23 protein-coding genes and 1 pseudogene are annotated in these 26069 nt (G+C 66.0%); 6 read left to right on the top strand and 18 right to left on the bottom strand.

Annotated features, from left to right (window positions below):
- Window positions 1–340: 340 nt before the first annotated feature.
- From LL06_RS27215 to mraZ, 14 genes and pseudogenes are all read right to left on the bottom strand, one after another.
- A complete protein-coding gene (locus LL06_RS27215) occupies window positions 341–1327 on the bottom strand; it encodes a hypothetical protein (RefSeq protein WP_210165715.1) in 987 nt (328 codons plus the stop codon).
- 265 nt (window positions 1328–1592) lie between these two features.
- A complete protein-coding gene (locus tag LL06_RS04160; RefSeq protein ID WP_035522628.1) occupies window positions 1593–2015 on the bottom strand; it encodes a GFA family protein in 423 nt (140 codons plus the stop codon).
- Between the two features lie 29 nt (window positions 2016–2044).
- Window positions 2045–3013, bottom strand: coding sequence for a UDP-N-acetylmuramate dehydrogenase (gene murB / locus LL06_RS04155; protein ID WP_152599491.1), 969 nt, complete (start codon window positions 3011–3013; stop codon window positions 2045–2047).
- Between the two features lie 5 nt (window positions 3014–3018).
- A complete protein-coding gene (murC, locus tag LL06_RS04150; protein ID WP_035522623.1) occupies window positions 3019–4449 on the bottom strand; it encodes a UDP-N-acetylmuramate--L-alanine ligase in 1431 nt (476 codons plus the stop codon).
- The gene (murG, locus tag LL06_RS04145; RefSeq protein ID WP_035522621.1) at window positions 4446–5573 is read right to left on the bottom strand and encodes an undecaprenyldiphospho-muramoylpentapeptide beta-N-acetylglucosaminyltransferase; all 1128 of its coding nucleotides are present in this window, start codon (window positions 5571–5573) and stop codon (window positions 4446–4448) included. Before murG ends, murC begins: the two co-directional genes overlap by 4 nt.
- A gap of 4 nt (window positions 5574–5577) precedes the next feature.
- A complete protein-coding gene (gene ftsW / locus LL06_RS04140; protein WP_035522618.1) occupies window positions 5578–6732 on the bottom strand; it encodes a putative lipid II flippase FtsW in 1155 nt (384 codons plus the stop codon).
- Complete coding sequence (murD, locus tag LL06_RS04135) at window positions 6725–8146, bottom strand: UDP-N-acetylmuramoyl-L-alanine--D-glutamate ligase (RefSeq protein ID WP_035522615.1); 1422 nt, start codon at window positions 8144–8146, stop codon at window positions 6725–6727. Before murD ends, ftsW begins: the two co-directional genes overlap by 8 nt.
- 3 nt (window positions 8147–8149) lie before the next feature.
- The gene (mraY, locus tag LL06_RS04130; protein WP_035522613.1) at window positions 8150–9253 is read right to left on the bottom strand and encodes a phospho-N-acetylmuramoyl-pentapeptide-transferase; all 1104 of its coding nucleotides are present in this window, start codon (window positions 9251–9253) and stop codon (window positions 8150–8152) included.
- Between the two features lie 23 nt (window positions 9254–9276).
- Entirely contained in the window at window positions 9277–10710 is a 1434-nt protein-coding gene (locus LL06_RS04125; RefSeq protein ID WP_035522611.1) for a UDP-N-acetylmuramoylalanyl-D-glutamyl-2,6-diaminopimelate--D-alanyl-D-alanine ligase, read from the bottom strand.
- Window positions 10707–12134 carry a UDP-N-acetylmuramoyl-L-alanyl-D-glutamate--2,6-diaminopimelate ligase gene (locus tag LL06_RS04120; RefSeq protein ID WP_244447047.1) on the bottom strand — a complete coding sequence of 476 codons (1428 nt, stop codon included), beginning with the start codon at window positions 12132–12134 and terminating at the stop codon, window positions 10707–10709. The genes LL06_RS04125 and LL06_RS04120 overlap by 4 nt, the downstream gene beginning before the upstream one ends.
- A 136-nt stretch (window positions 12135–12270) precedes the next feature.
- Window positions 12271–13932: pseudogene (locus LL06_RS04115) on the bottom strand (penicillin-binding protein 2); the annotation flags it as partial.
- Window positions 13933–14003: 71 nt separating this feature from the next.
- Entirely contained in the window at window positions 14004–14360 is a 357-nt protein-coding gene (locus LL06_RS04110; protein ID WP_035522597.1) for a hypothetical protein, read from the bottom strand.
- A gap of 3 nt (window positions 14361–14363) precedes the next feature.
- Window positions 14364–15389, bottom strand: coding sequence for a 16S rRNA (cytosine(1402)-N(4))-methyltransferase RsmH (gene rsmH, locus LL06_RS04105; protein WP_035522594.1), 1026 nt, complete (start codon window positions 15387–15389; stop codon window positions 14364–14366).
- A 26-nt stretch (window positions 15390–15415) separates the two neighbouring features.
- On the bottom strand, window positions 15416–15844 hold the full coding sequence (mraZ, locus tag LL06_RS04100) for a division/cell wall cluster transcriptional repressor MraZ (protein WP_035522592.1): 429 nt from the start codon (window positions 15842–15844) through the stop codon (window positions 15416–15418).
- Between the two features lie 468 nt (window positions 15845–16312).
- Here mraZ and LL06_RS04095 point away from each other — a divergent pair, with 468 nt between their 5' ends.
- Complete coding sequence (locus tag LL06_RS04095) at window positions 16313–17359, top strand: beta-eliminating lyase-related protein (protein WP_035522590.1); 1047 nt, start codon at window positions 16313–16315, stop codon at window positions 17357–17359.
- A gap of 217 nt (window positions 17360–17576) precedes the next feature.
- Window positions 17577–18143, top strand: coding sequence for a DUF2087 domain-containing protein (locus LL06_RS04090; RefSeq protein WP_035522588.1), 567 nt, complete (start codon window positions 17577–17579; stop codon window positions 18141–18143).
- A gap of 79 nt (window positions 18144–18222) precedes the next feature.
- On the opposite strand, the gene LL06_RS04085 is transcribed toward LL06_RS04090, so the two are convergent.
- From LL06_RS04085 to LL06_RS26270, 3 genes are all read right to left on the bottom strand, one after another.
- On the bottom strand, window positions 18223–18582 hold the full coding sequence (locus LL06_RS04085) for an SH3 domain-containing protein (protein WP_052161198.1): 360 nt from the start codon (window positions 18580–18582) through the stop codon (window positions 18223–18225).
- A 121-nt stretch (window positions 18583–18703) separates the two neighbouring features.
- Window positions 18704–20911, bottom strand: a complete 2208-nt coding sequence (locus LL06_RS04080) for a methyl-accepting chemotaxis protein (protein ID WP_052161197.1) — start codon at window positions 20909–20911, stop codon at window positions 18704–18706.
- Window positions 20912–21189: 278 nt separating this feature from the next.
- A complete protein-coding gene (locus LL06_RS26270) occupies window positions 21190–21753 on the bottom strand; it encodes a TetR/AcrR family transcriptional regulator (RefSeq protein ID WP_052161196.1) in 564 nt (187 codons plus the stop codon).
- A gap of 134 nt (window positions 21754–21887) precedes the next feature.
- On the opposite strand from LL06_RS26270, the gene LL06_RS04070 reads away from it, so the two are divergent.
- The 4 genes from LL06_RS04070 to LL06_RS04055 are packed head-to-tail and all read left to right on the top strand — an operon-like array spanning window position 21888 to window position 25587.
- Complete coding sequence (locus tag LL06_RS04070; RefSeq protein ID WP_035522585.1) at window positions 21888–22346, top strand: (2Fe-2S)-binding protein; 459 nt, start codon at window positions 21888–21890, stop codon at window positions 22344–22346.
- A 1-nt stretch (window position 22347) separates the two neighbouring features.
- Window positions 22348–24591, top strand: a complete 2244-nt coding sequence (locus LL06_RS04065; protein WP_035522583.1) for a molybdopterin cofactor-binding domain-containing protein — start codon at window positions 22348–22350, stop codon at window positions 24589–24591.
- Window positions 24592–24601: 10 nt separating this feature from the next.
- Window positions 24602–25231 carry a hypothetical protein gene (locus LL06_RS04060; RefSeq protein WP_035522581.1) on the top strand — a complete coding sequence of 210 codons (630 nt, stop codon included), beginning with the start codon at window positions 24602–24604 and terminating at the stop codon, window positions 25229–25231.
- Between the two features lie 8 nt (window positions 25232–25239).
- Window positions 25240–25587 (top strand): hypothetical protein, encoded by a 348-nt coding sequence (locus tag LL06_RS04055; RefSeq protein WP_035522579.1) that lies wholly within the window; start codon window positions 25240–25242, stop codon window positions 25585–25587.
- Here LL06_RS04055 and LL06_RS04050 read toward each other — a convergent pair.
- Window positions 25577–26069, bottom strand: a 493-nt coding sequence (locus LL06_RS04050) for a 5-formyltetrahydrofolate cyclo-ligase (protein WP_035522575.1), incomplete at its 5' end; no start/stop codon positions are given. The genes LL06_RS04055 and LL06_RS04050 overlap by 11 nt on opposite strands.

Here is a 26069-nt window from a genome sequence, read left to right as displayed (position 1 = left end):
CAGGCGTCATGGTTAAGGCCGGGTAAACGGGGCCGGCTCAGGCGACACGGTAAAACTGCATGATCTAGTTGGTTCCCCATTTCGACCAACCGTCGGCCAAAAAGGCCTGTTCCCTCCGGCAGGCATGCGGTCCGAGGCTGACCCAGTTGACGCAGACTTGACCAGGCGCCCTTCAAGTCTGTCGTTGGCGTAAACTGTGCCAATTCGTTTGCCCCACCGTCCCACCATCAGCACGTCGAGATGGTGGTGTTGCGACCTTAGACACCAATTACATGCCGAAAGAGGCAAAGGAGCCTACGTGAGTATCGCCCAAATAAGATTCCCAAAGTTCGGATATGCGCTAGATATCGTCTTCACTGTCACTTTGAGCCAAGGGGAGCCCGCCTTGCCTTAATCTAGGTTCAGCCTGCACAAATCGTATTACTTCTAAAACCTTATATTCTGGCTTTGAGCGATTACCTTTGTCGTCGATTTGAACCGCGATTTCCAGCCGAACCTGGTATGTATCGTCCGTTAATGCGCCGCCGCGAACAAGTGCATCGTGAGCAATTGAGGTTTCCGATATGTCGGCATAAATGATGTCAGTCCCGAGACGAAAACGCCATTTTTCTGCATCTTCGTCATATACCGGTGAATAAACACTAAGCCAGGCAGTTGTGACATCAACGTCAGGTTCAGTCTCTTTGGTCTCAGCTATCGCAGTTGTGCAAGACGCAACAATATCTTCAATGGATGACGGCTCTATAGTTCCGACAATGCGGTCATCTTGTCTAATCTCAACCCTATCAAAACCATCCTGCCCGATTGGCAAAAATGCGTCCCGCGCCGCTCTCAACGCGCGAGGATTGAGCGATAGATTATAGATTGTCTGGTTAATCGTAATCGGGTTTGCTGCACCCTCGACATGCACCACTACTTTACCCTGGCCGGACTCATCACGAATCTCTTGAACATCAGTGGTCTTGCGACCCTTCTTCCATTTAAGGTACCCAAAAAAAGATCCCCCGACTGTTACCGAGCCAGTCGCAAGAATTCCAATCCATTCCAATATTTCTTTTGCATTCTTAACATCATCAATCTGTAAAAATGTTTTTATCTGTTCATAGAATCCAACTACAAGTTCAAAATTTATGTTGAAACATTTGTGTTCAAAATCCGAAACCACATAAACATTTGCTTTAGCTTTCTTACCGTTGAACTCGGAGTTAGCTTCCCGCATCAACTTACCAAATGCCATCAATGCTGGCGCTAGAGATTCTACGCTGATAGAATGATCGTCTTTGCGGCCTTCTCCAGTATAGGCGATAGAAAACTGCTGCCTACTCATCTCGGAAATTTCCGCCATCCCATACCCCCAACGCCACAAGCGCGCATTGAAGCATTGTTACAACCAAATGTGGAGTCTGATTCTGTCCGGAATCCTGAAAGGTCATAGGCATGGCGAAGCTTTCTTTTGTTCCGGTTTTGTTCAGATACCGCGAAGGGATAAGTCGGCAACGATACCGCAGGAACAAAACAAAAACATTTGAAATTTTGTGCGCGATCTTTCACGGAAGTCGATGGGGGACAGCCCTCGCCGCAACCTTCCCCGCTCAGTCGAATTCCGGGTATTGCGGCAGGTCGTCGGTGATGTCGAACCAGGGCGCTTTCGAGGCCACGTGAATGTGGTGCGTCGGCCGGATCGAGGGTGTGTCGATCAGCACGCCGAGCGGCACATGCGCGTAGCGGGCCTCTCGAACCTGGGAATAGAGCAGCGACCCGCATTTCCGGCAATGGGCGTCGTGGGTGACGTCATCGCCGTAGAGGAAGACATCGTCGGCGCCGGAGGTGACAACCAGTTCGGCCCGGGCGATCCCGCCCATCGGCTTGAAGGCCGAGCCGGTGGTGCGCCGGCATTTGCCGCAATGGCAGTTCATCGCATAGTCGAAGGCGTCGGTGACTGTGAAGCCGACCGCGCCGCACATGCACCGGCCGGTGAGCTGCCTGGGTGTCGAGTCCGTCGATCCTGCCTGCATCCCCCGATCCTCCAGGGCCTGGTGCGGCCCTAAACCATCTGCCCCAGGAATTCCTGCACCACCTGGCCCGGCTCGAACAGGCCGAGCCGCTTGATCTCCCAGTCGAGCCTGATGCCCGAATGCTCGAGCACGCGGGCGCGCACCGTCTCGCCGAGGTTTTCGAGCTCGTAGCCCGAGGCCGTGCCGGTGTTGATCATGAAATTGCAGTGCATCGGCGACATCTGCGCGCCGCCGATGGTGAGACCGCGGCAGCCGGCCGCGTCGATCAGCTTCCAGGCCGAATGGCCTTCGGGATTCTTGAAGGTCGAGCCGCCGGTCTTCTCGCGGATCGGCTGCACCGTCTCGCGGTGGTGCTGGACGGCGTCCATGGCGGCGCGGATCTCGGCCGCGTCGCCGGGCGTGCCCTCGAGGATGGCGCGGGTGAAGATGAGATCACCGGGCGCCGAGGAATGCCGGTAGGCATAGCCCATCTCGGCATTGCTGAGCACATGGCGGACGCCCTTGCGGTCGACGGCGTGAACCTCGACCACGCGCTCGCGGGTCTCCACGCCGTTGGCGCCGGCGTTCATCCTGAGCGCGCCGCCGATGGCGCCGGGAATGCCGTGGTAGAAATGAAAGCCCGCAAGCCCCGCTTCGAGCGCCAGCGCGGCCACATGCTTGTCGGGACAGGCAGCGCCCGCCGAAATCCTGGTGTCGGAGATCCGCTCGGCCTGGCCGAAGCCCTTGGCCGAGAGCCGGATCACCACGCCGGGAATGCCACCGTCGCGCACCAGGAGGTTGGATCCGATGCCGACCGGCAGCACCGGGATCTCGCCGGGAAGGGCTGCGAGGAAGGTCGCCAGGTCCTCCTCGTCGGCGGGCTGGAACAAAAGCTCCGCCGGACCGCCGGTGCGGAACCAGGTGATCTTCGACATGTCGGAATTGGGCGTGAGCCGCCCCTCTACGCCGTCGAGCCGGCCCGCCAGCGACGCGAGCAGCCGCTCGCCGTCGACCTGCAGCGGCTTCATGCCTGCCCCCCGAGGTCCGGCGTGGGATTGAGCGCTTCGAGTTCCTTGGGCAACTGGTTGGCCCACTGGGTGATGGTGCCCGCGCCCAGGCAGACGACGTAATCGCCCGGCTTGGCGATCCCGGCGATCAGCGGCGCCAGCGCCTCCGGTCCCTCGATCAGCCGCGCGTCGCGGTGGCCGCCGGCCTTCATGGCCGAGACCAGCGCCGCGGAGTTGATGCCCTCGATCGGGTCCTCGCCCGCGGCGTAGACCGGCGCGATGACGACCGTGTTGGCGTCGTTGAAGCAGGCGGCGAAATCGTCGAACAGGCTTTCGAGCCGCGTGTAGCGGTGCGGCTGGGCCACCGCGATCACCCGGCCCTGGCAGGCGTCGCGGGCGGCCGAAAGCACCGCCTTGATCTCGACCGGATGGTGGCCGTAATCGTCGAACACCTCGACCCCGTTCCAGGTGCCGGTATGGGTGAAGCGGCGCTTGACCCCGCCGAACTGGCCGAGCCCGCGGGCGATCTGCTCCGGCGTCAGGCCCAGCTCGTAGGCGACGGCGATGGCAGCCACCGCGTTGGAGACATTGTGCCGGCCCGGCATCGGCAGGCGCAGGTCCTTGAGCTCGACGGTCGCGCCGGTCTTGCGGCTGTGGATCACCACGTCGAACACCGAGACCGGCCCGTCCATGCGGTGGTTGGAATAGCGCACGTCAGACTGTGGGTTGTGGCCATAGGTGATGACCCGCCGGTCCTCGATGCGGCTCACCAGCGCCTGGACCTCCGGATGGTCGAGGCACATGACGCCGAAGCCGTAGAACGGCACGTTCTCGACGAACTGCCGGAAGGCCGCGCGCACCGCGTCGAAATTGCCGTAATGGTCGAGATGCTCGGGATCGATGTTGGTGACGACGGCGATGTCGGCGGGGAGCTTGAGGAAGGTGCCGTCGCTCTCGTCGGCCTCCACCACCATCCACTCGCCCTCGCCCATGCGCGCATTGGTGCCATAGGCGTTGATGATGCCGCCATTGATCACGGTCGGGTCGAGCCCGCCGGCTTCGAGCAGCGTCGCCACCATCGAGGTGGTGGTGGTCTTGCCGTGGGTGCCGCCGATGGCGATGGCGTTGCGGAAGCGCATCAGCTCGGCCAGCATCTCGGCGCGGCGCACCACCGGGATCAGCCGCTCGCGCGCGGCCACGAGTTCCGGATTGGTCTTCCTGATCGCGGTCGAGACCACCACCACCTCAGCCGCGCCAAGATTGGCGGCGGAGTGGCCGATATGCACCTCGATGCCCTTGTCGCGCAGCCGCTGCACATTTGCGCTGTCGGACTGGTCGGAGCCCTGCACCTTGTAGCCCAGGTTGTTGAGCACCTCGGCGATGCCGCTCATGCCGATGCCGCCGATGCCGATAAAGTGCACAAGGCCGATGGTTTGCGGCATTTTCATGCGGGATGACTCCTGAATTGGTCGATGCTGACGCCCTCCGCAATAGCTTCTGCCAGATTGGCAAGCAAGCGCGCGGCGTCGGGTTTTCCGGTCGCCTGGGCGGCGGCGGCGGTGGCGGCGAGGCCGGCGGGATCGTTCATCCGGTCGGCGATCATCTCCGAAAGAAGCTGAGGCGTGAGCTCCGACTGCTTGATCACGCTGGCGCCGCCCTGGGCCATCAGCGCCGCCGCATTGGCCGCCTGGTCATGATCCAGAGCATAGGGATAGGGCACCAGGATGGCCGAACGGCCGATCACCGCGATCTCGGAAACCGTCGAGGCGCCCGAGCGCGAGATCACCAGATGCGCCGCCCCGATGCGCGCCGCCATGTCGGTGAAGAAGGGCGACACCTCGGCCTTCACCCCCATCTCCTCGAGCCGCGCGCGCACATGCTTCTCGTCCTCGGGACGGGCCTGCTGGGTGAGTTCGAGCCGGGCCCTCAGGGGATCTGGCAACAGCGAGATGGCGGCTGGGATGGCGTCCGAGAAGAACTGCGCGCCCTGGCTGCCGCCGAACACCACCAGCCGGAACGGCTCGCCCTCGAGCGAGGGCTGATAGGGAATGGCCGCCGCCGCGATCACTTCCGGACGCACCGGGTTGCCGGTGATCACGGTCTTGGCCGCGTGCTTGCCCTTGCCCTCGGGCAAAAAACCGCCGGCGATCACCCTGACGCGCGCGGCCAGCGCCCTGTTGGCGCGGCCCATCACCGCATTCTGCTCGTGCAGCATCGAGGGGATGCCGGCATTGGAGGCGGCGATCAGCGGCGGAATGGTGGGGTAGCCGCCAAAGCCGATCACCGCGTCGGGCCTGATCCTGCGCAGCAGCCTGCCCGCCTCGCGCACGCCCTGGAACAGCGTCCACAGCGAGCGCGCCAGCTTGAGCGGGTTCTTCGAGCCGATGGTGGCGGAGCGGACGATATGGACCTCGGACGCGGGGAACTTTCCCGCATAGCGCTCCGCGCGGCTGTCGGTGACCAGATGCACGCGGTGGCCGCGCGCGATCAGTTCATGCGCCAGCGCCTCGGCCGGGAACAGGTGTCCGCCGGTGCCGCCGGCCGCCAACAGGAAGAGCTTGCTCTGGGTCATGAGTCTATTCCGCCGCCACGCTGGCCGCGGGCCGGTAGATGGCGCGCGGCTTGGCCCGGCTTTCCGGCCTGCGCCGCGTCAAGGCCAGCATAAAGCCCGCGGTGATCGCCACCGCGATCATCGACGAGCCGCCATAGGAGATCAGCGGCAGCGTCATGCCCTTGGCCGGCAGCAGCTCGAGATTGACGCCGATATTGATGAAGGACTGGAACCCGATCAAGAGCGACAGGCCCGCCACCGCGAGCCTCGTGAAATCGTCCTGCTCGCGGCTCGCGCGCATCAGCCCGCGGATGACCACGAAGCCGAACAGAAGCACCAGCACCATGCAGAAGACGATGCCGAATTCCTCGGCGGCGACGGAGAAGACGAAGTCGGTGTGGCTGTCGGGCAGGATGCGCTTGATCGTCCCCTCGCCCGGGCCCTGGCCCAGCCAGTCGCCGCGGATGATCGCCTCGCGCGCGGTGTCGACCTGGAAACTGTCGCCCTCGCCGAACAGGAAGCCGTTGATGCGCTCGGCGACGTGCGGAAACATGAAATAGGCGGCGATGAACCCGCCGATGGCGCCACCGCCCAGAAGCATGATCCAGAACCAGGACATGCCGGCCATGAAGAACATGCCGCCCCAGATCGCCGTCGTCAGCATGGTCTGGCCGAGGTCGGGCTGGGCCACCAGCAGCGCCGCGACGATGCCGAACAGGATGATGGCGAACAGGTTGCCGGGGATTTCGGGATGGCGCGAGCGCTCGGAGAACAGCCAGGCGCAGATGACGACGAAGGCGGGTTTCATGAATTCCGACGGCTGCACCGAGATCCCCAGGATCGACACCCAGCGCCGGGAGCCCTTGATCTCGACGCCGAAGAACAGCGCCAGCACCATCATCACGATCGATCCGGCGAGCAGCACGATGGCGATGCGGCGCACCTGCCGCGGCGACAGGAAGGAGACGCCGACCATCACCGCGAGCGCCGGCAGCAGGAAGATCCCGTGGCGGGTGACGAAATGGAAGCTGTCGAGGCCGAGGCGTTCGGCCACCGCCGGGCTCGCCGCGAAGGACAGCATCAGCCCGATGCCCATCAGCCCGATGAAGGCCGCCAGAAACAGGCGGTCGATGGTCCAGAACCAGTCGGCGACCGGTCCGCGTTCGACGCGGCTAACCATGCTGCTCTCCCTTGCGTTGGACATCGATGAGCATATCAATACCTTCTAAAGCAGACACCAGGCTTACGAAGGCGTCGCCGCGCACCTCGAAATTGCGGAACTGGTCGAAGCTGGCGCAGGCCGGCGACAACAGCACGACCGGCATGTCGGCGGAATCGCCGGCCGCATCCTTGGCCGCCGCCGCGACGGCGTTGTCGAGCGTGCCGGAGATCTCGAAGGGCGCATGCGCGCCGATGGTGGCGGCGAAGCCGGCCGCGGCCTCGCCGATCAGATAGGCCTTGGCGATGCGCGGAAACAGCGGCTCGAGCGCGGCGATGCCGCCTTCCTTGGGCAGGCCGCCGGCGATCCAGTAGATCGGCGCGAAGCTGGTGAGCGCGGGTGCTGCGGCCTCGGCATTGGTGGCCTTGGAATCATTGACGAAGACGACATGGCCCCGGCGCGCCACCGGCTGCATCCGGTGCTTGAGGCCGGGAAAGCTGGCGAGTCCCGCGCGGATCTCGTCGTCGCTCAGGCCCACGCTGCGGCAGGCGGCGATGGCAGCAGCGGCGTTCTGCGCATTGTGCGCGCCGCGCAGCGTGGTGACGGCGCTGAGATCGGCGAGCTCGCGCACGGTTCCGCCCTTGGCCTCGCGGAGGATCGCGCCGTCGGCGAACACGCCGTCGGCGAGCGCATGGTCCTTGGAAATCCGCTTGACGGTCCGCCCCGCGCCTTCCAGCCGGGCGGCGATGCCGCGGCACCAGTCGTCGTCGTCGCCGATGATGGCGACATCGCTGCGCTCGACGAGCCGCGCCTTGACCGCGGCGTAATGGGCGATCGAGCCGTGCCGGTCGAGATGATCGGGCGTGAGATTGAGCAGCAGCCCGGCACTGGGGTCGAGCGAGGGCGCCAGATCGATCTGGTAGGACGAGCATTCCACCACATGCACCCGCCCCGGCGCCGGCGGCGCGAGCGTCAGCACCGCGGTGCCGATATTGCCGCCGAGCTGGGCGTCGCGGCCCGAATGGGCGATCATATGCGCGATCAGCGCCGTGGTGGTCGACTTGCCGTTGGTGCCGGTGATGGCGATGAACGGGCTTTCGGGCGCGATTGCCCGCCGCTCGCGCGCGAAGATCTCGACATCGCCGATGATCTCGACGCCATGGCTGGTGGCGAGCTCCGCCGCCCAGTGCGGCTTGGGGTGGGTGAGCGGCACGCCGGGCGAGAGCACCAGCGTTTCGATCGCCCCCCAGTCGAGGCCGCGCAGGTCGCCCACGGTGAGGCCCGCCGTCCGCGCCGCCTCGACCTGGGCCGGATTGTCGTCCCAGGAGACGACCTCAGCGCCGCCCGCGGCCAGCGATCTCGCGGTGGCGAGGCCGGAGCCGCCCAAGCCGAACAGCGCCACCCGCCGTCCGCGGAATGTGGTTGCCGGGATCATCTCTCACCTCAGCTTCAGGGTCGCCAGGCCGATCATCGCCAGCCCGACGGAGATGATCCAGAACCGCACCACGACCTGGCTCTCGGTCCAGCCGAGTTTTTCGAAATGGTGATGGATCGGCGCCATCAGGAACACCCGCTTGCCGGTGAGCTTGAACGAGGTGACCTGGATGATCACCGACAGCGCCTCCATGACGAACAGGCCGCCGATGATGGCCATGACGATCTCGTGCTTGGTCGCCACCGCCACGGTGCCGATCAGCCCGCCCAGCGACAGCGACCCGGTGTCGCCCATGAAGATGGCCGCCGGCGGCGCGTTGAACCACAGGAAGCCCAGGCCCGCGCCGATGACGGCGCCCAGGATCACCGCCAGCTCGCCGGTGCCGGGCACGAAATGGATCTGCAGGTAGTTGGCGAAGACCGCGTTGCCGGCGAGATAGGCGATGGCCCCGAACGAGGCGGCGGCGATCATTACCGGCACGATGGCGAGGCCGTCGAGCCCGTCGGTGAGATTGACCGCATTGCCGGCCGAGACGATCACGAAGGCGCCGAAGACGATGAAGAACCAGCCGATATCGACCAGCAGGTCCTTGAAGAACGGAAACGCCACCGACGAGCCGAAGGCGGCGCCATTGGCGGGCGACGCCGCCATCGAGGCCTGCATGATGAAGAACACCGCGACGCCGGCGATCAGGAACTCGAGACCGAGCCGGGCCTTGCCCGAAAAGCCCTTGTCGGTCTGCTTGGTGACCTTGAGATAGTCGTCGTAAAAGCCGATGGCGCCGAAGCCGAGCGTGACCAGCAGCGTGGTCACCACATAGACGCTCGACAGGTCGGCCCAGAGCAGCGACGAGCCGACGATGCCCGCCAGGATCATCAGCCCGCCCATGGTCGGCGTGCCGGCCTTGAGGAAATGGGTCTGCGGCCCGTCCGCCCGGATCGGCTGGCCCCGGCCCTGGCGCAGGCGCAGGGAGGCGATGATTCGCGGCCCGAACAGAAACACAATGAGCGCCGATGTAAACATCGCCGCTCCGGTCCTGAAGGTTATATACCTGAAAAGATTAAAAAACTGGACTTCGTCCGCCAGATTCACCAACCAGATGAGCATAGATTTCGGTCCCCTAGCGCCGTTTAGTCTTGTGTGCTGCTGTCCGTCAGCGCCGGATACTTGTCAAGCAAGGCCTTGACGATGCGCCCGAAACCGATGCCAAGCGACGACTTGATCATCACCACGTCGCCATCCCTGAGAGACGTCTTGAGGTACTCCGCCAGCCCGTCCGCGTCATCGCGGCAGATCGTCTCGATATCGGACCCCAGCTCGGCCTTGAGCGCCTGCATTTCCGGTCCGGCGAGGCAGACCAGATCGACCTTGGCCTCGCGCACGGGACCGGCCAGCTCCCGGTGCACGCGCTCGGAAAAGCTCCCCATCTCCAGCATGTCGCCGAGCACCGCGATGCGCCGTCCGCTCAGCCCCACCGGCGTGTCGCGCAGCAGCTCGAGCGCCGCGCGCATCGACACCGGATTGGCGTTGTAGCTTTCGTCGATCAGCACGAAGCTGCCGCCGTCGGCCCTGAGCCGGTGGCGGGCGCCGCGGCCCTTCTCGGCCGAGATGCCGGCCAGCGCGTGGACGGCCTTGGCGAGATCGGCGCCGACCAGCTTGACGGCGCCCAACACCGCGAGCGCATTCTGCACCAGATGCCGTCCGGGCGCGCCGATCTTGACGGCGACGTCGTCGCCGCCGATGCGGGCGGTGATGGTCGAGCAGTCCGGATGCAGCTTGCAATTGAGCAGGCGGTAATCCGCCTTGGGGTTTTCGCCAAAGGACTGGACCTGCTTGAGGCCGAGTTCCGAGGCGCGCTTCTTCAGCCAGGCATATTTCTCGTTGTCGCGGTTGAGAAGCAGGCGGCCGTCAGGGGCAAGGCCCTCCATGATCTCGGCCTTGGCCGCAGCGATCTCGCCCAGATTCTTGAAATTGCCCAGATGCGCCGCCGCGATCGTGGTGATGACGGCCACGTGCGGGCGCACCATCTTGACCAGCGGGCGGATCTCGCCGGGATGGTTCATGCCGATCTCGAACACGCCGAAGGCGGCCGACTGGGGCATCCGGGCCAGCGTCAGCGGCACCCCCCAGTGATTGTTGAACGAGGCGGCCGAGGCATGCACCTCGCCGCTCGGCTCGAGCGCCCGGCGCAGCATCTCCTTGCTCGAGGTCTTGCCCACCGAGCCGGTGATGGCGATGATCTTCGCCTCGGATCTGTCGCGTGCCGCGCGTCCGAGATCCTCGAGCGCCGCGAGCACGTCGTTGACCACGATCATCGGCGCGGTGACCCGGCCGAGCGCGGGCAGCTTGGATTCGGACACCACCAGCAGGCTCGCGCCATTGGCGACGGCGACGCTGGCGAAGTCATGGCCGTCGAAGCGGTCGCCCTTGATGGCGAAGAACACCTCGCCGTCGCGAACCGTGCGGCTGTCGATCGAAATCCCGGTCACGCCCGCCGGCATGGCGCCGAGCGGACGCCCGTCCATGGCGTCGATCATGTCTCTTGAGGTCCACAGCAGGCTCATGCCTTGAGTTCCTCCAGTCCCTTGCGGATTTCCGCGTGATCGGAGAAAGGCAGCACCGTGCCGCCCACGGTCTGCCCCTCCTCGTGCCCCTTGCCCGCGACGATCAGCGTGTCGCCGGCCTTGAGCATCGCCACCGCCCGGCGGATCGCCTCGGCGCGGTCGCCGATCTCGGTGGCGCCGGGCGCCGCGGTCAGGATTTCGGCGCGGATCGCGGCGGGCTCTTCCGAGCGCGGATTGTCGTCGGTGACGATCACCACGTCGGCGAGTTCGGAGGCGATGGCGCCCATGATCGGCCGCTTGCCGCGGTCCCGGTCGCCGCCGCAGCCGAACACGACGATGACGCGGCCGGTGGTGAACGGCCGCACCGCCTCGAGCACGTTCTTGAGCGCATCGGGCTTGTGCGCGTAGTCGACATAGGCCGGTGCGCCCTCGGCGGTCGAGCCGATCAGTTCCAGCCGTCCCGAGGCGCCGGTGAGATGCTCCAGTCCCTCCATCGCCTGGTCCGCCGAGGTGCCGGTGGCGATCGCCATGCCGGCGGCGACGAGCGCGTTGGAGACCTGGAAGTCGCCGGCCAGCGGCAGGTGCACTTCGAAGATCCGGCCATCGAGATGGATCTCGGCGATCTGCTTGTGGCGCAGATGCTCGACCCGCTTGAGGCTCAGGAACCCGCCCTTCCGGCCGACCGTCAGCACCCGTGCGCCGGCCCGTTCGGCGACCTCGACGGCGCGTTCCGACCAGGGGTCGTCGGCAAAGATCACCGCCGGCGCGCCCTTGGGCAGCAGCGTGTGGAACAGCCGCATCTTGGCGGCCATGTAGTCGTCCATGTCGGGATGGTAGTCGAGATGGTCGCGGCCCAGATTGGTGAAGCCGGCGACACTCAAAGCCACGCCGTCGAGCCGGCGCTGGTCGAGCCCGTGGCTCGACGCCTCCATGGCGGCATGGGTCACGCCGGAGCTGGCGAGATCGGCCAGCAGCCGGTGCAGCGCCACCGGATCGGGCGTGGTCAGCGAACCGTATTCGACGCGGCCGGGGGCGATCACGCCTGTGGTGCCGATCATCGCCGCCTGCTCGCCTGCATGGGTCCAGATCTGGCGCAGGAACGAAGCCACCGACGTCTTGCCGGCGGTGCCCGTTACCGCCCCGATCACGCGCGGTTGCGGGCCGAAATAGGCGGCCGCCATGCGCGCCAGAGCCAGCCGCGGATCGTCGGTCCGGATCACCGGCACCGCGACGCCGGCAAGGGCCGCGTCCGAGGCCGCGACGATCGCGCCGGCGCCCCGCGACACTGCCTGCTCGACGAACCGCGCGCCGTCGGTCTTCACCCCGGCCAGCGCGAAAAACACATTGCCCGGCTCGACGCTGCGGCTGTCGGCCGTGAGCCCGGTCACCGGCATGTCGAATTCCGTCGGGGCGGGCGCGGTCATGGTCTTGGGCGGCAGGGCGGCGATCAGCGCGGACAGTTTCATGAAATTCTCGGGTCTTTCGTTGTCAGGACGGGTGCGGGTGAGTCTGGTGCTGGCGTTGCCCTGCCCGCCACTTGTGTTGTCAGTATGGCTGTTGTCAGTATGTCAGCGACAATTCCTGTGAACCGTTTCCGAATCGCGGCTCGACGCCGAGGAAGCCCGCCGAGCGGCGGATGATGGCGCTGACCATGGGGGCCGCATTGAGGCCGGCGGTGGCCGAGGATTTTCCCTCCTCGGGCTTGGGTTCGTCAATCACCACCAGCACCACATATTCGGGATTGTCGATCGGGAAGGCGGAGAGGAAGGCGTTGAACCGGACGGAGGAATTGTAGCGGCCGTTGACCACCTTTTCCGCGGTGCCGGTCTTGCCGCCGACATGGAAGCCTTCGACCTCGGCGCGCCGGCCCGAGCCCATGGCGACGTTCATCTCCATGAGATCGCGCATGCTCTTGCTGGTGGAGGGCTGGATCACCTGGACCGCCACCTTGTCGGCCTCCTCCACGGTGCGGGGCAGGAAGGTGGGCTCGATCAGCTTGCCGCCGTTCATCAGCGCCGCTGCCGCCACCGCCGTCTGCAGCGGCGTGGTCGACGCGCCGTGGCCGAACGAGATGGTGATCGAGTTGATCTTCTTCCACACCGGCGGCTGGTTGGGGGTCGCCACCTCCGGCAGTTCCGTCTTCATGCGGGTGAGCAGGCCCAACCGGGTGAGGAACTCCTTGTGGCCCTCGATGCCCACGAGATCGGCCATCTTGGCGGTGCCGATATTGGAGGAATAGATGAAGATCTCCGGCACCGTGAGAATCCGGTTCTTGCCGTGGAAATCCTTGATGGTGAAGCCGCCGATGCGGATCGACCCGCGGGCGTCGAAGGAATCGGTGATCTTCACCTTGCCCGAATCGAGCGCCATCGCCGTAGTGAAGGCCTTGAAGGTGGAGCCCATTTCATAGGTGCCCGCCGACATCCGGTTGAGCCGGTCCTTCTGCAGCGCCTCGACCGGGTTGTTGGGATCGTAGTCGGGCAGCGACGACATGCCGACGACTTCGCCGGTGTGGACATTGAGCACGACGCCGGCCGCCGCGATCGCCTTGTAGCGGTCCATGGCCGCGGCAAGCTCGTCGCGCAGCACATGCTGGACCCTGAGGTCGATCGACAGCTTGACCGGCTTCATGTCCTCGTTGACGGTCATGCCGGCGGCGGCAAGGTCGCCCAGCCCCTGGCCGTCGACATATTTCTCCATGCCGGCGATTCCGCGGTTGTCGATGTTGACGTGGCCGACCACATGCGAGGCGGTCGGGCCGCCGGGGTAGAACCGCCGCGTCTCGGGCCTGAAGCCGATGCCGGGGATGCCGAGCGACAGGATCTGGCTCTGCTGCTTGGGGGTCAGTTGCCGCCGGAGCCACTGGAACTTGGAATTGGACGAGAGCTTGCGGTGAATGCCGCGCATGTCGAGATCGGGCAGCACGGTGGCGAGCAGTTCGATCGCCTCGTCGGCGTCGATGATCTTGTTGGGCTCGGCAAACAGCGACACCGTGCGGATGTCGGTGGCCAGCACCTCGCCGTTGCGGTCGAGCAGGTCGGGGCGCGAGACCAGCAACTGGTCGGGGCGCATGATCGAGGAGACCGTTTCGGGAGAGCGCAGGCCATATTGCACCAGCCGGCCGCCGAGCAGGGCGTAGAACACGCCGAAACAGGCGATGGCGATGACCATCCGGTTCTTCGCCTGGGCGCCCTGCGCCTTGCGCACGCCTTCGAATTCGAGCGGCGGCGCGCTGTGGCTGGCGGACGGGCGCGGCGCGCGGCTGCCGCCGGAGACGAGGGTTCTCAGAAGCTTCATGGTTGCACCGATCCCGTGGTCAGGGCCGCGTCGGTCCCGGTTTCGGCCACTTCCGGCTCGAAGTCGCTGGCCCGTCCGGGCAGTTCGGAGGGCTTGGCCATCTGCGTGGGCTCGATCGGCTTCAGGCCGAGATCGGCCTCGAAGGCGGTGGACAGGCGCTGCAGCCGCGAGGGCTGGTTGAGCAGGCTCCAGTCGGCTTCCAGCAGGTCGATGGTTTCCTCCTGCAGCCTGATCTGCGCCTGCAGGTCCGCCACCTCGGCGAGCTTTTCCTCGGCGGCGTGCTTGATCTGGTAGGTGACGGTGGCGGCGGCGATCATGGCGCCGACCAGCACCAAATCGAGAGTTCGCAGCATGGCTTAACCTCCTAGCGCGGCGAGCGCGGCGAGATTGGGAACGGGAAGGATGTCTTGGCTGGCCTTGCCGGCGGGCGCATCGGTGCGCAGGCCCGCCCTGAGCTTGGCCGAGCGGGCGCGCGGATTGGCGGCGCATTCGGCCTCGCCCGCGGTCACCGGCTGCTTGCCGATCAGCGTGAAGGTGGACTGGCGCTCGGCCACCATCGGCAGGTGCCGCGAACCGGAGGCCTTGCCGGCCCGGTCCTGGAAGAAGCGCTTGACGATGCGGTCCTCGAGCGAATGGAAGCTCACCACCACCAGCCGCCCGCCGGGCTTGAGCGCCTGCTCGGCCGCAAACAGCGTGCGCGCCAGTTCGCCGAGCTCGTCGTTGACATAGGTCCTGAGTGCCTGGAACACCCGCGTCGCCGGATGGATCTTGTCCTGCGGCCGGCGGGGCGAGACCTTTTCGATCAGCCCGGCCAGTTGCCGCGTGGTCGCAAACGGCGCCTTCTGCCGCTCGGACTCGATGGCGCGGGCGATGCGGCCGGCATGGCGCTCTTCGCCGAGGATGCCGAAGATCCGGGTCAGGTCGTTGGGCTTGGCGCGGTTGACCACGTCGGCGGCGCTGACGCCCGATTGCGCCATGCGCATGTCGAGCGGCCCGTCGCGCATGAAGGAGAAGCCGCGCTCGGCCTCGTCGATCTGCATCGAGGAGACGCCGATGTCGAGCACGACGCCGTCGAGGCTGTTCTCCTCGACATGGTCGAGCAGTTCGGAAAACCGTGCATGGATGAGCCTGAGCCTGCCGCCGGAGGCCTCGACCATCGCCGCGCCCGCGGCGATGGCATCGGGATCGCGGTCGAAGCCGATCACCTGGGCGCCGGCCGAGAGAATGGCGGCCGAGTAGCCGCCGGCCCCGAAGGTGCCGTCGACGATGGTCTCGCCGGACGCCGGCGCCAGCGCCGCCAGGACTTCGTGGAGAAGAACCGGAATGTGGCGGGCAGGTCCGCCTTGGGCGTCAGTCTCACCGTCGCCCATGTCCGCCGTCATCCCGTTTCTCCATCCGTTGCGAACGGTCAGGAACTGGCCGTCCGTTCTTTCCGGGCCCGCGACTGCATGTCCTCGAATGCCGCCGGTTCCCAGAGCTGAAAATGATCCCCCCGCCCCGCGAACGTCACCCGGTCGGTGATGCCCGTGAAATCGCGGATGAAATCCGTCACCAGAAGCCGACCCTCGCCGTCGAGCTTCATGAACACGCCGCCGCCATGAATGAGCAGCGACATCTTGTTGGCCTCCGCCGAGAACGGATCCTGCGATCCGATCATCCGCTCGAAGCGATCGAGCACGTCCGGCCCGGCCATCGAGACCGCCGGAAACACGAAATCCTGCCAGGCATAGAGCTCGTCCACCGCCGCGCGCGCCAGGACGGCGCGAAACATCGAGGGCACGGAAACCCGCCCCTTCGCGTCGATCCTGTTTGTCGCGTTCGACAGGAACCGGTTCATGACTCTCAACCGCCGTTTCCGCCTGCTGGCCCCACGCCATCGATCCTCCGCCTTGCCGCCGGCCGTCCGCGCACAGGATGTCGAGGGCGGCGAAGACCGCCCTTGCGGCTCCGGTCCGGAACCGCGGTCCAAATGGGGATGAAACGGCGTATGCCCGCCTGCTGATCTTGGACATTTGGGATATCATGGGCCACCATGGGCGTCAATGGGAACCACTCCCATCTCAACCGCGAGTTTGCCCCTGTTAATATCCCGTCAAGATTAACGAAGGGTTAGGGATAATGGACGGAGCGTGAAGGCGGGTCACGGATCGGGATGTCGCGGACCATAAGGAGTTGCGGTGGGGGACCCCCGCCGGGAAAGCGCTCCGGCCGCGGCCCGAAAGCCGCACGGGTGCGGCACGCGATACCCACTTTCGCCTGTTGGCCAAATCGGGAATGATGGTGGCCTCCAGCGAAACGGAAACCCATGCAAAAGCTGTCCTTCGATCATGAGCCGTCGCCATCCGAGGTTCTGCGCGCGTTGGCCGATTGGGCCGAAACATACCCTTCCGACAAATACATGGCGGGCGAATTGTTCGACCGGCTTCACCTCAAGCTCTGCACGCTTTTGGGAAAGCCTGCCGCTCAGTACGTGCCAAGCGGCAAGATGGCGCAGATGATGGCGCTGAAAGTCCATGCCTCACGCACCGGCAGTTCGCGTGTCGCGCTGCATCCGCGCTCCCACATGGAGGAATACGAGGCCCGGGCCTATCACGAATTGTGGGGGCTTTCGGCCGTTCAACTGGGCGGCTATGATCGTTTGCCGACGGCAAGGGATCTCGACGCGATCAAGGAGAGGCTCGGCGCGATCGTGCTCGAATTGCCGTTGCGCCGTCTCGGCTGCCTCCTGCCGCGATGGGATGACCTGCGCGCGCTTGCCGACCTTGCAAGGGAACGCGGCATTGCGGTGCACCTGGATGGTGCACGCCTGTGGGAAAGCCAGCCCTTCTATCAGCGTCCGCTCGCCGAAATCGCCGCGCTGTTCGACAGTGTCTATGTCGCCTTTGACAAGGGTCTCGGCGGCCTGGCGGGCGGCGCCCTGGCCGGGGAGCGATCCCTGCTGGACGAGACGGCGATCTGGCAACGGCGGGCCGGCGGGCGCGCGCTGCGCAGCTTTCCCAACCTGCTCGCGGCCTTGAAAGGCCTCGACGAACGCTTGCCGCTGATGCCGGAATTCCATCGCAAGGCCGTGCAATTGGCCAGGTCCTTTTCACAGATCCCGGATCTGAGCGTTTCGCCGGACCCGCCTCATGCCAATGCATTCTATGTGAGCCTGAGGGGAGACCGGGCCAGGGCGGCGCAGGCAAGAGACGGTGCTGCTGCGGAGACCGGACTCTGGCTGTTCGACGATCTCGTTGACAGCGTCGATCAGTCCCTCGTCCGCTTCGAGGTCACCATTCGCGGCGCGGGCCTGTCCGTCGACGAGGACACGGCGAGCGCCGCGCTCCGCCGCTTCCAGGCCCTGATCTCATGATCGCTGGCAACCGGCGCTCGCGCCACCATGCCGATTGCCGGGCGCGAAAAGCCGTGATATTTACCCTCCACGGTCGGCAGTCACCGAGGCGTCGCTGTCCCTTGAAGGGAAGCTAAACCTGCCATCCTGATCGGAACCATCTGGCCCTCTCCGTCCAGTGTCCGCATCGCCAAGCCAGCGACCAGCGACAGTGCCGCGGACACGTGATGGATGTGTCATGTCAAAACCTGCAATTCCGCTTGTGGTGGAGGATATCTCCCCTTTTGCCCGCGCGCTCGCGCGTGAAATCTCCGACGCCGCCGGGCCGCCGTCTCATCTGACCCTGATGAACATGGTCTCGCGCGCGGCGGGCTTCCGCAATTTCCAGCATCTTCGCGCCGCCCGGATGGCGGGGGAGCGGCTGGCGAACCCGCCCGCGCCGCAGACCATCGACCATCTTCTGGTCGAGCGCACGCTCAACCAGTACGACGCCATGGGCCGGCTCCGGCAATGGCCGTCGCGGCGCAAGATCCAGGATCTCTGCCTATGGCCGCTCTGGGCGGCGCTGCCGGCCCGCACGCTGATGGGGGAGCGGGAGGTCAACGCGCGGCTGCGCGCGCTGCACCTGTTCGACGACCCGGCGATCCTGCGCCGCACCCTGTTCAGCCTCGGCTTGGTCTCGCGCAATCCCGACGGCACGGACTATTGCCGCAGGGAAGTCTCGCCCCCCGCAGAGGCGAGGGCGCTGATCGCCCTGCTGGAAGCCCGGCGACGCGGCCAAGGCGCCACCCCGCCGGCCGCATGAAACGGGACGCCGGACCCGGGCGCTTCAAGCGGCGCGCGGGTCCGGCCGTCCATCGCCGGCTCCTTGAGCAAAAAGCCGGTTACGGGCAGACACCGCCGGCGTTGATGTATTTTTTAGACACCCAGCCCGAGGGCATCGCCGGCCCCCACAGCGGATCGGTGCAGCGGCCGGACATGCAGGTGATCGCGTACCAGTTCCCGCGCCGGTCATAGACCGAGACCTCGTCGCCCCGGTAGACCTCGCCGGTCTGTCGGTAGCTGCTTCCCGGACCGGTGCGCACGGCGAGGAAGCCGTTGCCGCGGGCATGGTTGTACTGGCTGATCGGCTTGACGCCGACGACAATGCCGGTGCAGTCGCCCGCCGCCGCCGGGCCGCCTGCGGACAGGACGAGACCGACAATCGGGATGGCGAGCAAGGCGGTTCTGATCGGCAGGGCCATGATTTTTCCTCCGGCAAAGACTTCGGTTTCGGAAACCAAATCTGCGCAAGCCGGAGGACCGCCGCATTGACGGAGATCAAAGGCCGGGCCCCGGGCCGGCAAGGGCCCGGGATTTTTCCGTCTACGCCGCGCGGCGCTGCGCCTGCTGCCCGCCGCCACGGATCTCGAAGCGCTTGATCATGTCGTGCAGCGTGTTGGCCTCGTCATTGAGAAGGCCGGACGCGGCCGACGTTTCTTCCACCATGGCGGCGTTCTGCTGGGTCATCTGGTCCATCTGGTTCACCGCGACGTTGATCTCCTTGAGCCCTGACGCCTGTTCGTGGGCGGACTTGGAAATGTGCTGGATAAGGCCATTGATCGCCTGAACCTGATCGGCGATGCGGGTCAGCACCTCGCCGGTTTCGCCCACCAGCGCCACGCCCTGCCCGACCTGTTCGCTCGACGTCGAAATCAGGGTCTTGATCTCCTTGGCCGCCTGCGCCGACCGCTGCGCCAGTTCGCGCACTTCCTGCGCCACGACGGCAAAGCCGCGGCCCGCTTCGCCCGCACGCGCGGCCTCGACGCCGGCATTGAGCGCCAGAAGATTGGTCTGGAACGCGATCTCGTCGATCACGCCGATGATTCTGGCGACCTTTTTGGAGGAGTCTTCGATGCCCTCCATGGCGCCCACGGCGCGCTGCACGATCTGGCCGGAGCGATCCGCATCGGCGCACGCGCCCTTGACCTTTTCGGCGGCCTGGCTGGCATTCTGGGCGCTTTCGTTGAGATTGCTGGCGATTTCGCCGAGCGCCGCAGCCGTTTCTTCGAGGCTCGCCGCCTGCTGCTCGGTTCGCCTGGAGAGCTGGTCGGCGCTGCGGCTGATCTCGCCCGATCCGGAATTGATCGTGCTGACGGTAACGTTGAGGCGCGTGATGGTCTGCTCCAGGCTCTCCACCGCCGAGTTGAAATTGTCGCGGAGCGCGGCATAGGCGCCCGGGAAATCGCCATCAATGCGATAGGTGAGAACCCCTTCGGAGAGCCTGGCAAGTCCGAGCCCGAGGGCTTCGACAACCTTGCGCTGGGTTTCCGCCGCGGCGGCGCGTTCTGCGGTGGTGCGGCCGCGCTGGTCTTCGGCGGCCAGCCGCTGAAGCTCATTGGTTTCCTCGAGCTGCCGGCCTTCCGCAAGCTTGTGGCGGAAGGCTTCGAGCGATGTCGCCAGCGCCCCGATCTCGTCGCTCCGGTCCTGGCCGGAGACCGGCTGCTCGTAATGGCCGGCAGACAGGTGGCCCACTTCCCCGAGCAGCGCCGAAATCGGCTTCTGGATGAAGCTGCGGACCGCCAGCAGAAGCGACACGATCACCGCGCAGAGGATCAGCAGGCCGCCGGCGATCAGGATCATTGTCTGTTCGTTGACGATCGTCGAAACCGCGGAGACCGGAACGTCCTCGACGATGAACCAGCGCGTGTTCAGGCCGGACAGTTCGAAGGGATAGACGACGCGGTAGACGCCTTCGCCATCCGCGCCGGTGACATTGTCGATGATGGTGGTCTTGCCGTCGCCCATGGCCGCCTTGACCTGGTCGGCGCCGGCCGCCTCGTAGTCCTTCATGATCAGGTCGTCGCTCGGCGCAGTCAGCCATTTGCCCGTTGCCGAGAGAAGATAGACGCGTCCGGTGCCGAAGGGACGCTCGTCCTTGAGCGAGTCCGCCAGCGCGCCCAGGCCGATATCGATCCCCAGCACACCGTTCAGCTTGCCGTTCGACACCACCGGTTCGGCGATGCTCATCATCAACAGGCCGCCGGCCGTATTCTCCTGATAGGGTTCGGTCGCCGTCACCTCGCGCGTTGTCGCCGGGATGTCGAAATAGGGCGCCGTGAAGTCAATCTCGTCGGGCACGAGCAACTGGAGCCCGCCCTCGGCGCGCGTCCAGTAGGGCGTGAACTGGCCATGCACGTTGGTGCCCTGGGCCTGGTCCGCCAGGGGACCGGCTGCGCCGTCAAATCCCTTGTCCGCTTCCAGCATCCAGGACCCGAACACCAGATCGGAACTCTCGATCAGTTCCGGCAGCATCCGCGTCACCATGGCGCGGTCGAGTGCGCCGCTCTCGAGACCCTTTTCCACCGCGCCGGCCAGGGATCTGGTCAAGCCCGCAAGCCCGCTGATCTTGGCATTGAAGCCCTGCGCCGTGGCCTTCGCATCCGTGTTCGCCTGCTCGAGCGTCATCGACAGGGTGCGGTCGCGCACCTGGCTGATGACGATGGCAAAGGTCGCGGCAAGAAACAGGCTGATCGCCGTGGCGCTGACGGCAAGCAGCTTGAAAGCCAGGGATTTGCTCAGGAGTTTGCTCATGGGGCTCAATTCCGGTTCGCGCGGGGAACATTGACGGAGTCCAAGGAATGGAGATTCCATCGGAGAAAGGTTCGGCCTCAAGCTATTTCACGAACTAAATAATAAAATTCTAAGATATGTCGCCAGATGTTTGCATCGACCGGCAGTCCCGGCGAAGGCTCGATCAGGAACGGCTCGCGCTCCCGCAGCAACGGCATCGCCGCGACGGTTTCGGCCCGGATGCCCGGCGTCGGGCGGGGCGGCGCTCCGGGGTCAGGAGGACCGGGACACGGGCGATTTTACCCCTCGCCCAGCATCCTCAGCGTCGTCCGCTTCAGGGTGGAGAGGAGCGCTTCGAGATGGCCGAGGTCGCGGGCTGTGTATTTGAAGCTGGTCGAACTCTGGTAGAAGAACTCGGCGAGGTCCTGCGGCGTGGCGCCGTGGTCGGCAAGCTTGTCCGCACGCGCCGAAAACAGCCCGGCCAGCAGGCCGATCTTGCCCTCCTCCGCCGCCTGGCGCGCTGCCGGGCCGCCTTCGCCCTGGCCGGTCATCAGATCGCTCGAATCCGGCATCTGCTTGGTCTGCTCGAAATACCGGACGATGGCGAGATCGAGGAAGATGTCGAGCTTGTCGCCGATCGTGTCCACTGAGGCCCAGGCTTCGCGGACATCGCGCACCACCCTGTCGGTGATAAGCTGCATCGCCCCGCGCACGATCTCGCCCTTGTTGGCATAGCGCGCATAGAGCGTCTGCCGCGAAATCCCGGCCTCAGCGGCGATGTCGCCCATGGTCGCCTTGCGCACCCCGTAGCGCGAAAACACGCCGATGGCGGCGTCGAGGATCTGGTGGTCCCGTTCACTCATGACGAACAACTTGACATTTTCTGTCTATTTGTCAATTCTTGATTCCAGTCCGGGCCGCGGTAGATGGCAAGCCCATGGCGCGGTCCGGATCTGTCATCCGCATCCGTCGGTCCCGGCGCAATTGGAGCTACGCCATGCAGCTTTCCGTCAACGGAAAAATCCACGAGGTCGATGTCGAGCCCGAGATGCCGCTCCTGTGGGTGCTCCGGGACGAACTCGGCATCACCGGCGTCAAATATGGCTGCGGCATTGCCCAGTGCGGCGCCTGCACTGTGCATGTCGACGGCGCCGCCGTGCGCTCCTGCCAGCTCCCCGTGGGCGAGCTCGTGGGCGAGGTCACCACCATCGAGGGGCTCGGGACGCCCGGGGCGCTGCATGCGGTGCAGGCGGCCTGGATCGAGCACCAGGTGGCCCAGTGCGGCTATTGCCAGTCCGGCCAGATCATGGCGGCGGCGGCCTTTCTCGCGCTCAATCCCGAACCGACCGACGCGGACATCGACGCCGTGATGAGCGCCAATCTCTGCCGCTGCGGCACCTATCCGCGCATCCGCGAGGCCATCAAGGCCGCCGCCCAGACGATAAGGAGCGCGTGATATGGGACGATTGAAGACCTTCACCCGCCGCACATTCCTGATCGGCTCGGTCGCAGTGGCCGGCGGCGTCGCCTTCGGCGCCTACAAGGTGGCCACGCCGCATGAAAACCCGCTCAGCGCCGGCCTGGGAGAGGGCGAGGCCGCGATCACGCCCTATGTGCGCATCGACGCCCAGGGCGTGACCCTGATCACCCCGCGCGCCGATCTCGGCCAGGGCGCCTGGTCGGTGCAGGCGGCGCTGATCGCCGAGGAACTCGATGTCGAGCTCGACCAGATCCGGGTCGATCCCGGCCCGCCCTCGCCGGCCTACTGGAACACGGCGCTCGCCGCGGAATCCGCCGCCTTCATGGTGCCAAGCGGCGGCACGGGCGAAGCCATCGCCGCCGGCGCGCTGTCGGCGGTGATGAAGACCATCGGCATGCAGATCACCGGCGGCTCGACCACCGTGCCCGACGGTTTCGTCAAGCTGCGCGAGGCCGGCGCGGTGGCGCGCGAGACGCTCAAGCTCGCCGCCGCGCAAAAGTCCGGCGTCCCGGTCCGCGATCTGAAGACCCAGGCCGGCAAAGTGCTGCTGCCCGACGGCACGGAGCTCACCTATGTCGAACTGGCCCCGATCGCCGCCGGAATCGCCCCGCCCCGGGAGGTCGCGCTGCGCGATCCGTCCGAATGGCGGCTGATCGGCAAGCCGATGCGCCGCGTCGACATCGTCGCCAAGTCCACCGGCACGCAAGCCTATGGCATCGACCAGAGGATCGACGGCATGGTGCATGCGGCCGTGGTGCTCAACCCGGCCCAGCGCGGCGCCATGATGTCCTTTGATGCCAGCGAGGCGCTTCAGATGCGCGGCGTCAGGGACGTGGTGGAGATCAGCGGCGGCGTCGCCGTCATCGCCGACAACACTTGGCGGGCGATGGAGGCCGGCCGGAAGGTCAAGGTCGACTGGGGTCCGGCGGCGTTCCCGGCCCCCATGGAGGAGCACTGGCAGGCGCTGTCGGACGCCTTCACCGAAGCAAAGCGGGACAGCCGCCAGCGTGACGACGGCGATGTGGAGATCTCGTTTGCGGAAAACGCCGGCCTGATCAAGGGCGAGTACCGCGCGCCCTATCTGGCGCATGCGCCGCTCGAGCCGATCAACGCCGTCGTCCGCGTCGACGACGGCGCCGCCGAGGTCTGGACCGGCACCCAGATCCCGCGTTTTGTCCAGAACAATGTCGGCAGGATCGCCGGCATCGATCCGGAGAAGGTCACCGTGCACGTGCTCGCCATGGGCGGCAGCTTCGGCCACCGGCTGGAGGACGAGGTGGTCAAGCAGGCGACCGAGATCGCCGCCAGGATGAAGGGCACGCCGATCAAGCTCACCTATTCGCGCGAACAGGACATGACCCATGACTTCCCCCGCCAGATCGCCATGGCGCGGATGCGCGGCGCGGTCAGGAACGGCCAGGTCGAGACCTATGAGCTCGACATCGCCATGCCTTCGGTCGTGCTCTCGCAGATGAGCCGGCAGGGGCTGGCGGTTCCCGGCCCCGACAGCCAGATCGTCGCCGGCGCCTGGGACCAGCCCTTCGCCATCCCCAACCACCGGGTCACCGGCTACCGGGCGCGCGAACTGGCGCCGGTCAGTTCCTGGCGCTCGGTCGGCGCCTCCTCCAACGGCTTCTTCTACAATGCCGGCCTCGACGAGCTGATCCATGCCGCGGGCGCCGATCCGCTCGCCGAACGGATCCGGCTGTGCAGCAATGACGAGGCGCGCAAGGTGCTCGAGGCGGTGGGCGAGATGTCGGGCTGGGGCACGGAGCTGGGCGAAGGCCGCGGCCGCGGCGTGGCCCTCACCCAGTCCTTCGGCGTCCATTGCGCCCAGGTGGTGGAGGTCACCGCCACCGATGCAGGGATCCGGATCGACAAGGTCCATGTCGCCGCCGAAGTGGGCACAGTGGTCGATCCGGTCAATTTCGACAATCTGGTCAAGGGCGGCGTCATCTTCGCGCTCGGCCACGCCATGAACTGCGAGATCACCTACACAGACGGGATTGCCGACCAGGACAATTTCCACGCCTTCGAGGGCATGCGCCTGTACCAGTGTCCGGTGATCGAGGTGCGCGGACTGGAAAACGGAACCCGCGTGCTCGGCATCGGCGAGCCGCCGGTGCCGCCCGCGGCTCCGGCGCTGGCAGCGGCGATCTTCGCCGCCACCGGCCAGCGCCTGCGCGAAATGCCGTTCAGCAAGCATGTCGATTTTGTCTGAGGAGCGTCCCATGATCCGATCCCGCCTCACGCTCGCGAGCCTCGTTCTGGGCCTGCTCCTCGCCGGACCGGCGCAGGCCCAGGATGCGGCCCCGGCCGCAGCCGAAGCGGCCCCGCCCTCGACCGAAGAAGGGCTTGCGAACTGGCAGGTGTTCTACGAGGTCGCCAGCCATCCGCGCTGCGCCAACTGCCACACCGGCCCCGACAACTGGCCGATGTGGTCGGGCCCGAGCTACGGCGAGCCGCGCCGCCACGGCATGAACATCAATGCCGGCGACAGCCGCGTCGGCGCCGAGGCGCTGATGTGCTCGACCTGCCACGTCACCCTGAGCGACGCCGGGAGCGAACCCGATCCGCTGCCGCACGCCGCCCCGCGCGCGGCCACGCCCTGGATGCTGGCGCCGGTGGAGACGGAATGGTTCGGCAAGTCCTCGGTCGAGATCTGCAACCAGATCAAGGATCCCGCGCGCAACGGCGAACGGACAATCGAGGAGGTGGCCGAACATGTCGGCGAAGGCGCCTTCCAGACCTGGGCGTGGAACCCCGGCGGCGGACGCGAGCCCGCGCCGCATTCCAAGACGCAGGCCATCGACGCCTTGTTGACCTGGGCCGCGGCGGGCGCGCCCTGCCCCGAGGAATAGGAATCGCCATGTTCAGATATTCGACCTCGCTCGGGCTCGCGGCCCTGCTGATCTGGATCTCCGCCCTCGTCCACATGGCCACGCCGGCGGTCGCCGGGTTCTCGGAAGAGACCTTCTGGCTGGTTCCCGCGGCCCTCGTGCTCGCGGTGATGGGCTACCTGATGATCCCCAATCGCCGCTGGATGGCCTGGCTCACCTTCTATGCCCTGCTGGCGGGCGCGATTGCCGCCTTTGCCTTCTCGGCGGCTCCCAGCACCATCCCGTACCTGTGGTGGATGTTGATTGTCGCCGCGAACCTCGCCCCGGCGCTGCTTTTGTTCATCTATCTCTGGTATCCGAAGCCGGTCACGGCCTGACGCGTCCGGCCCCGGCATGGTCGTCCAAGCTGCCGTCGCCAAGGATGACCTTGTCCATCGGGATATCCCAGGGCATCGGGAAGATCGTTCTCATCCGGGCGAAGGGCTGGCCGACGCCGATGGCGAGCACGTCGCCCGCAAGCCGCGCCAGCGTCCGGTCATAGTAGCCGCCGCCATTGCCGAGCCGGTAGCCCTGATCGTCGACGCCCAGCAGCGGCACGATCACCACCTCGGGGACCAGCGGGTCCGCAGCGGCGGGCACGGGGATGTTCCAGAAGCCTTTCGCCATGGCGCTCTCGGGCGTCCAGCGGTGAAATTCGACCGGCTGGTTCTTCTCCACCACCACCGGCAGGCAGACATGCGCGCCGCGCGCCGAGGCCGCCGTCATCCATGGCCTGAGGTTGATCTCGCCGCGGATCGGCCAGTAGGCCGCGATCACCCGCCCCGACACCTCGCCCAGAACCTCGTCGAGCCGCTGCGCG

The organism is Hoeflea sp. BAL378 (assembly GCF_000759435.1).
Lineage (GTDB): Bacteria > Pseudomonadota > Alphaproteobacteria > Rhizobiales > Rhizobiaceae > Hoeflea.
The sequence above is the reverse complement of the archived record's forward strand: the minus strand, read 5'-3'. Positions and strand labels throughout refer to the sequence as shown.

Bases quoted from the DNA above. Each gene is read 5' to 3' on its own strand.
- LL06_RS04070 (WP_035522585.1), top strand. From the start codon at position 21,888: ATGCAGCTTTCCGTCAACGGAAAAATCCACGAGGTCGATGTCGAGCCC.
- mraY (WP_035522613.1), bottom strand. From the start codon at position 9,253: ATGCTCATCTGGTTGGTGAATCTGGCGGACGAAGTCCAGTTTTTTAAT.
- LL06_RS04065 (WP_035522583.1), top strand. From the start codon at position 22,348: ATGGGACGATTGAAGACCTTCACCCGCCGCACATTCCTGATCGGCTCG.
- murC (WP_035522623.1), bottom strand. From the start codon at position 4,449: ATGAAAATGCCGCAAACCATCGGCCTTGTGCACTTTATCGGCATCGGC.
- LL06_RS04110 (WP_035522597.1), bottom strand. From the start codon at position 14,360: ATGCTGCGAACTCTCGATTTGGTGCTGGTCGGCGCCATGATCGCCGCC.
- LL06_RS04095 (WP_035522590.1), top strand. From the start codon at position 16,313: ATGCAAAAGCTGTCCTTCGATCATGAGCCGTCGCCATCCGAGGTTCTG.
- LL06_RS04120 (WP_244447047.1), bottom strand. From the start codon at position 12,134: ATGACCGCGCCCGCCCCGACGGAATTCGACATGCCGGTGACCGGGCTC.
- LL06_RS04085 (WP_052161198.1), bottom strand. From the start codon at position 18,582: ATGGCCCTGCCGATCAGAACCGCCTTGCTCGCCATCCCGATTGTCGGT.
- LL06_RS04080 (WP_052161197.1), bottom strand. From the start codon at position 20,911: ATGAGCAAACTCCTGAGCAAATCCCTGGCTTTCAAGCTGCTTGCCGTC.
- murG (WP_035522621.1), bottom strand. From the start codon at position 5,573: ATGACCCAGAGCAAGCTCTTCCTGTTGGCGGCCGGCGGCACCGGCGGA.
- LL06_RS04060 (WP_035522581.1), top strand. From the start codon at position 24,602: ATGATCCGATCCCGCCTCACGCTCGCGAGCCTCGTTCTGGGCCTGCTC.
- LL06_RS04160 (WP_035522628.1), bottom strand. From the start codon at position 2,015: ATGCAGGCAGGATCGACGGACTCGACACCCAGGCAGCTCACCGGCCGG.
- LL06_RS26270 (WP_052161196.1), bottom strand. From the start codon at position 21,753: ATGAGTGAACGGGACCACCAGATCCTCGACGCCGCCATCGGCGTGTTT.
- LL06_RS27215 (WP_210165715.1), bottom strand. From the start codon at position 1,327: ATGAGTAGGCAGCAGTTTTCTATCGCCTATACTGGAGAAGGCCGCAAA.
- LL06_RS04125 (WP_035522611.1), bottom strand. From the start codon at position 10,710: ATGAGCCTGCTGTGGACCTCAAGAGACATGATCGACGCCATGGACGGG.
- murD (WP_035522615.1), bottom strand. From the start codon at position 8,146: ATGATCCCGGCAACCACATTCCGCGGACGGCGGGTGGCGCTGTTCGGC.
- LL06_RS04090 (WP_035522588.1), top strand. From the start codon at position 17,577: ATGTCAAAACCTGCAATTCCGCTTGTGGTGGAGGATATCTCCCCTTTT.
- LL06_RS04055 (WP_035522579.1), top strand. From the start codon at position 25,240: ATGTTCAGATATTCGACCTCGCTCGGGCTCGCGGCCCTGCTGATCTGG.
- mraZ (WP_035522592.1), bottom strand. From the start codon at position 15,844: ATGAACCGGTTCCTGTCGAACGCGACAAACAGGATCGACGCGAAGGGG.
- ftsW (WP_035522618.1), bottom strand. From the start codon at position 6,732: ATGGTTAGCCGCGTCGAACGCGGACCGGTCGCCGACTGGTTCTGGACC.
- rsmH (WP_035522594.1), bottom strand. From the start codon at position 15,389: ATGACGGCGGACATGGGCGACGGTGAGACTGACGCCCAAGGCGGACCT.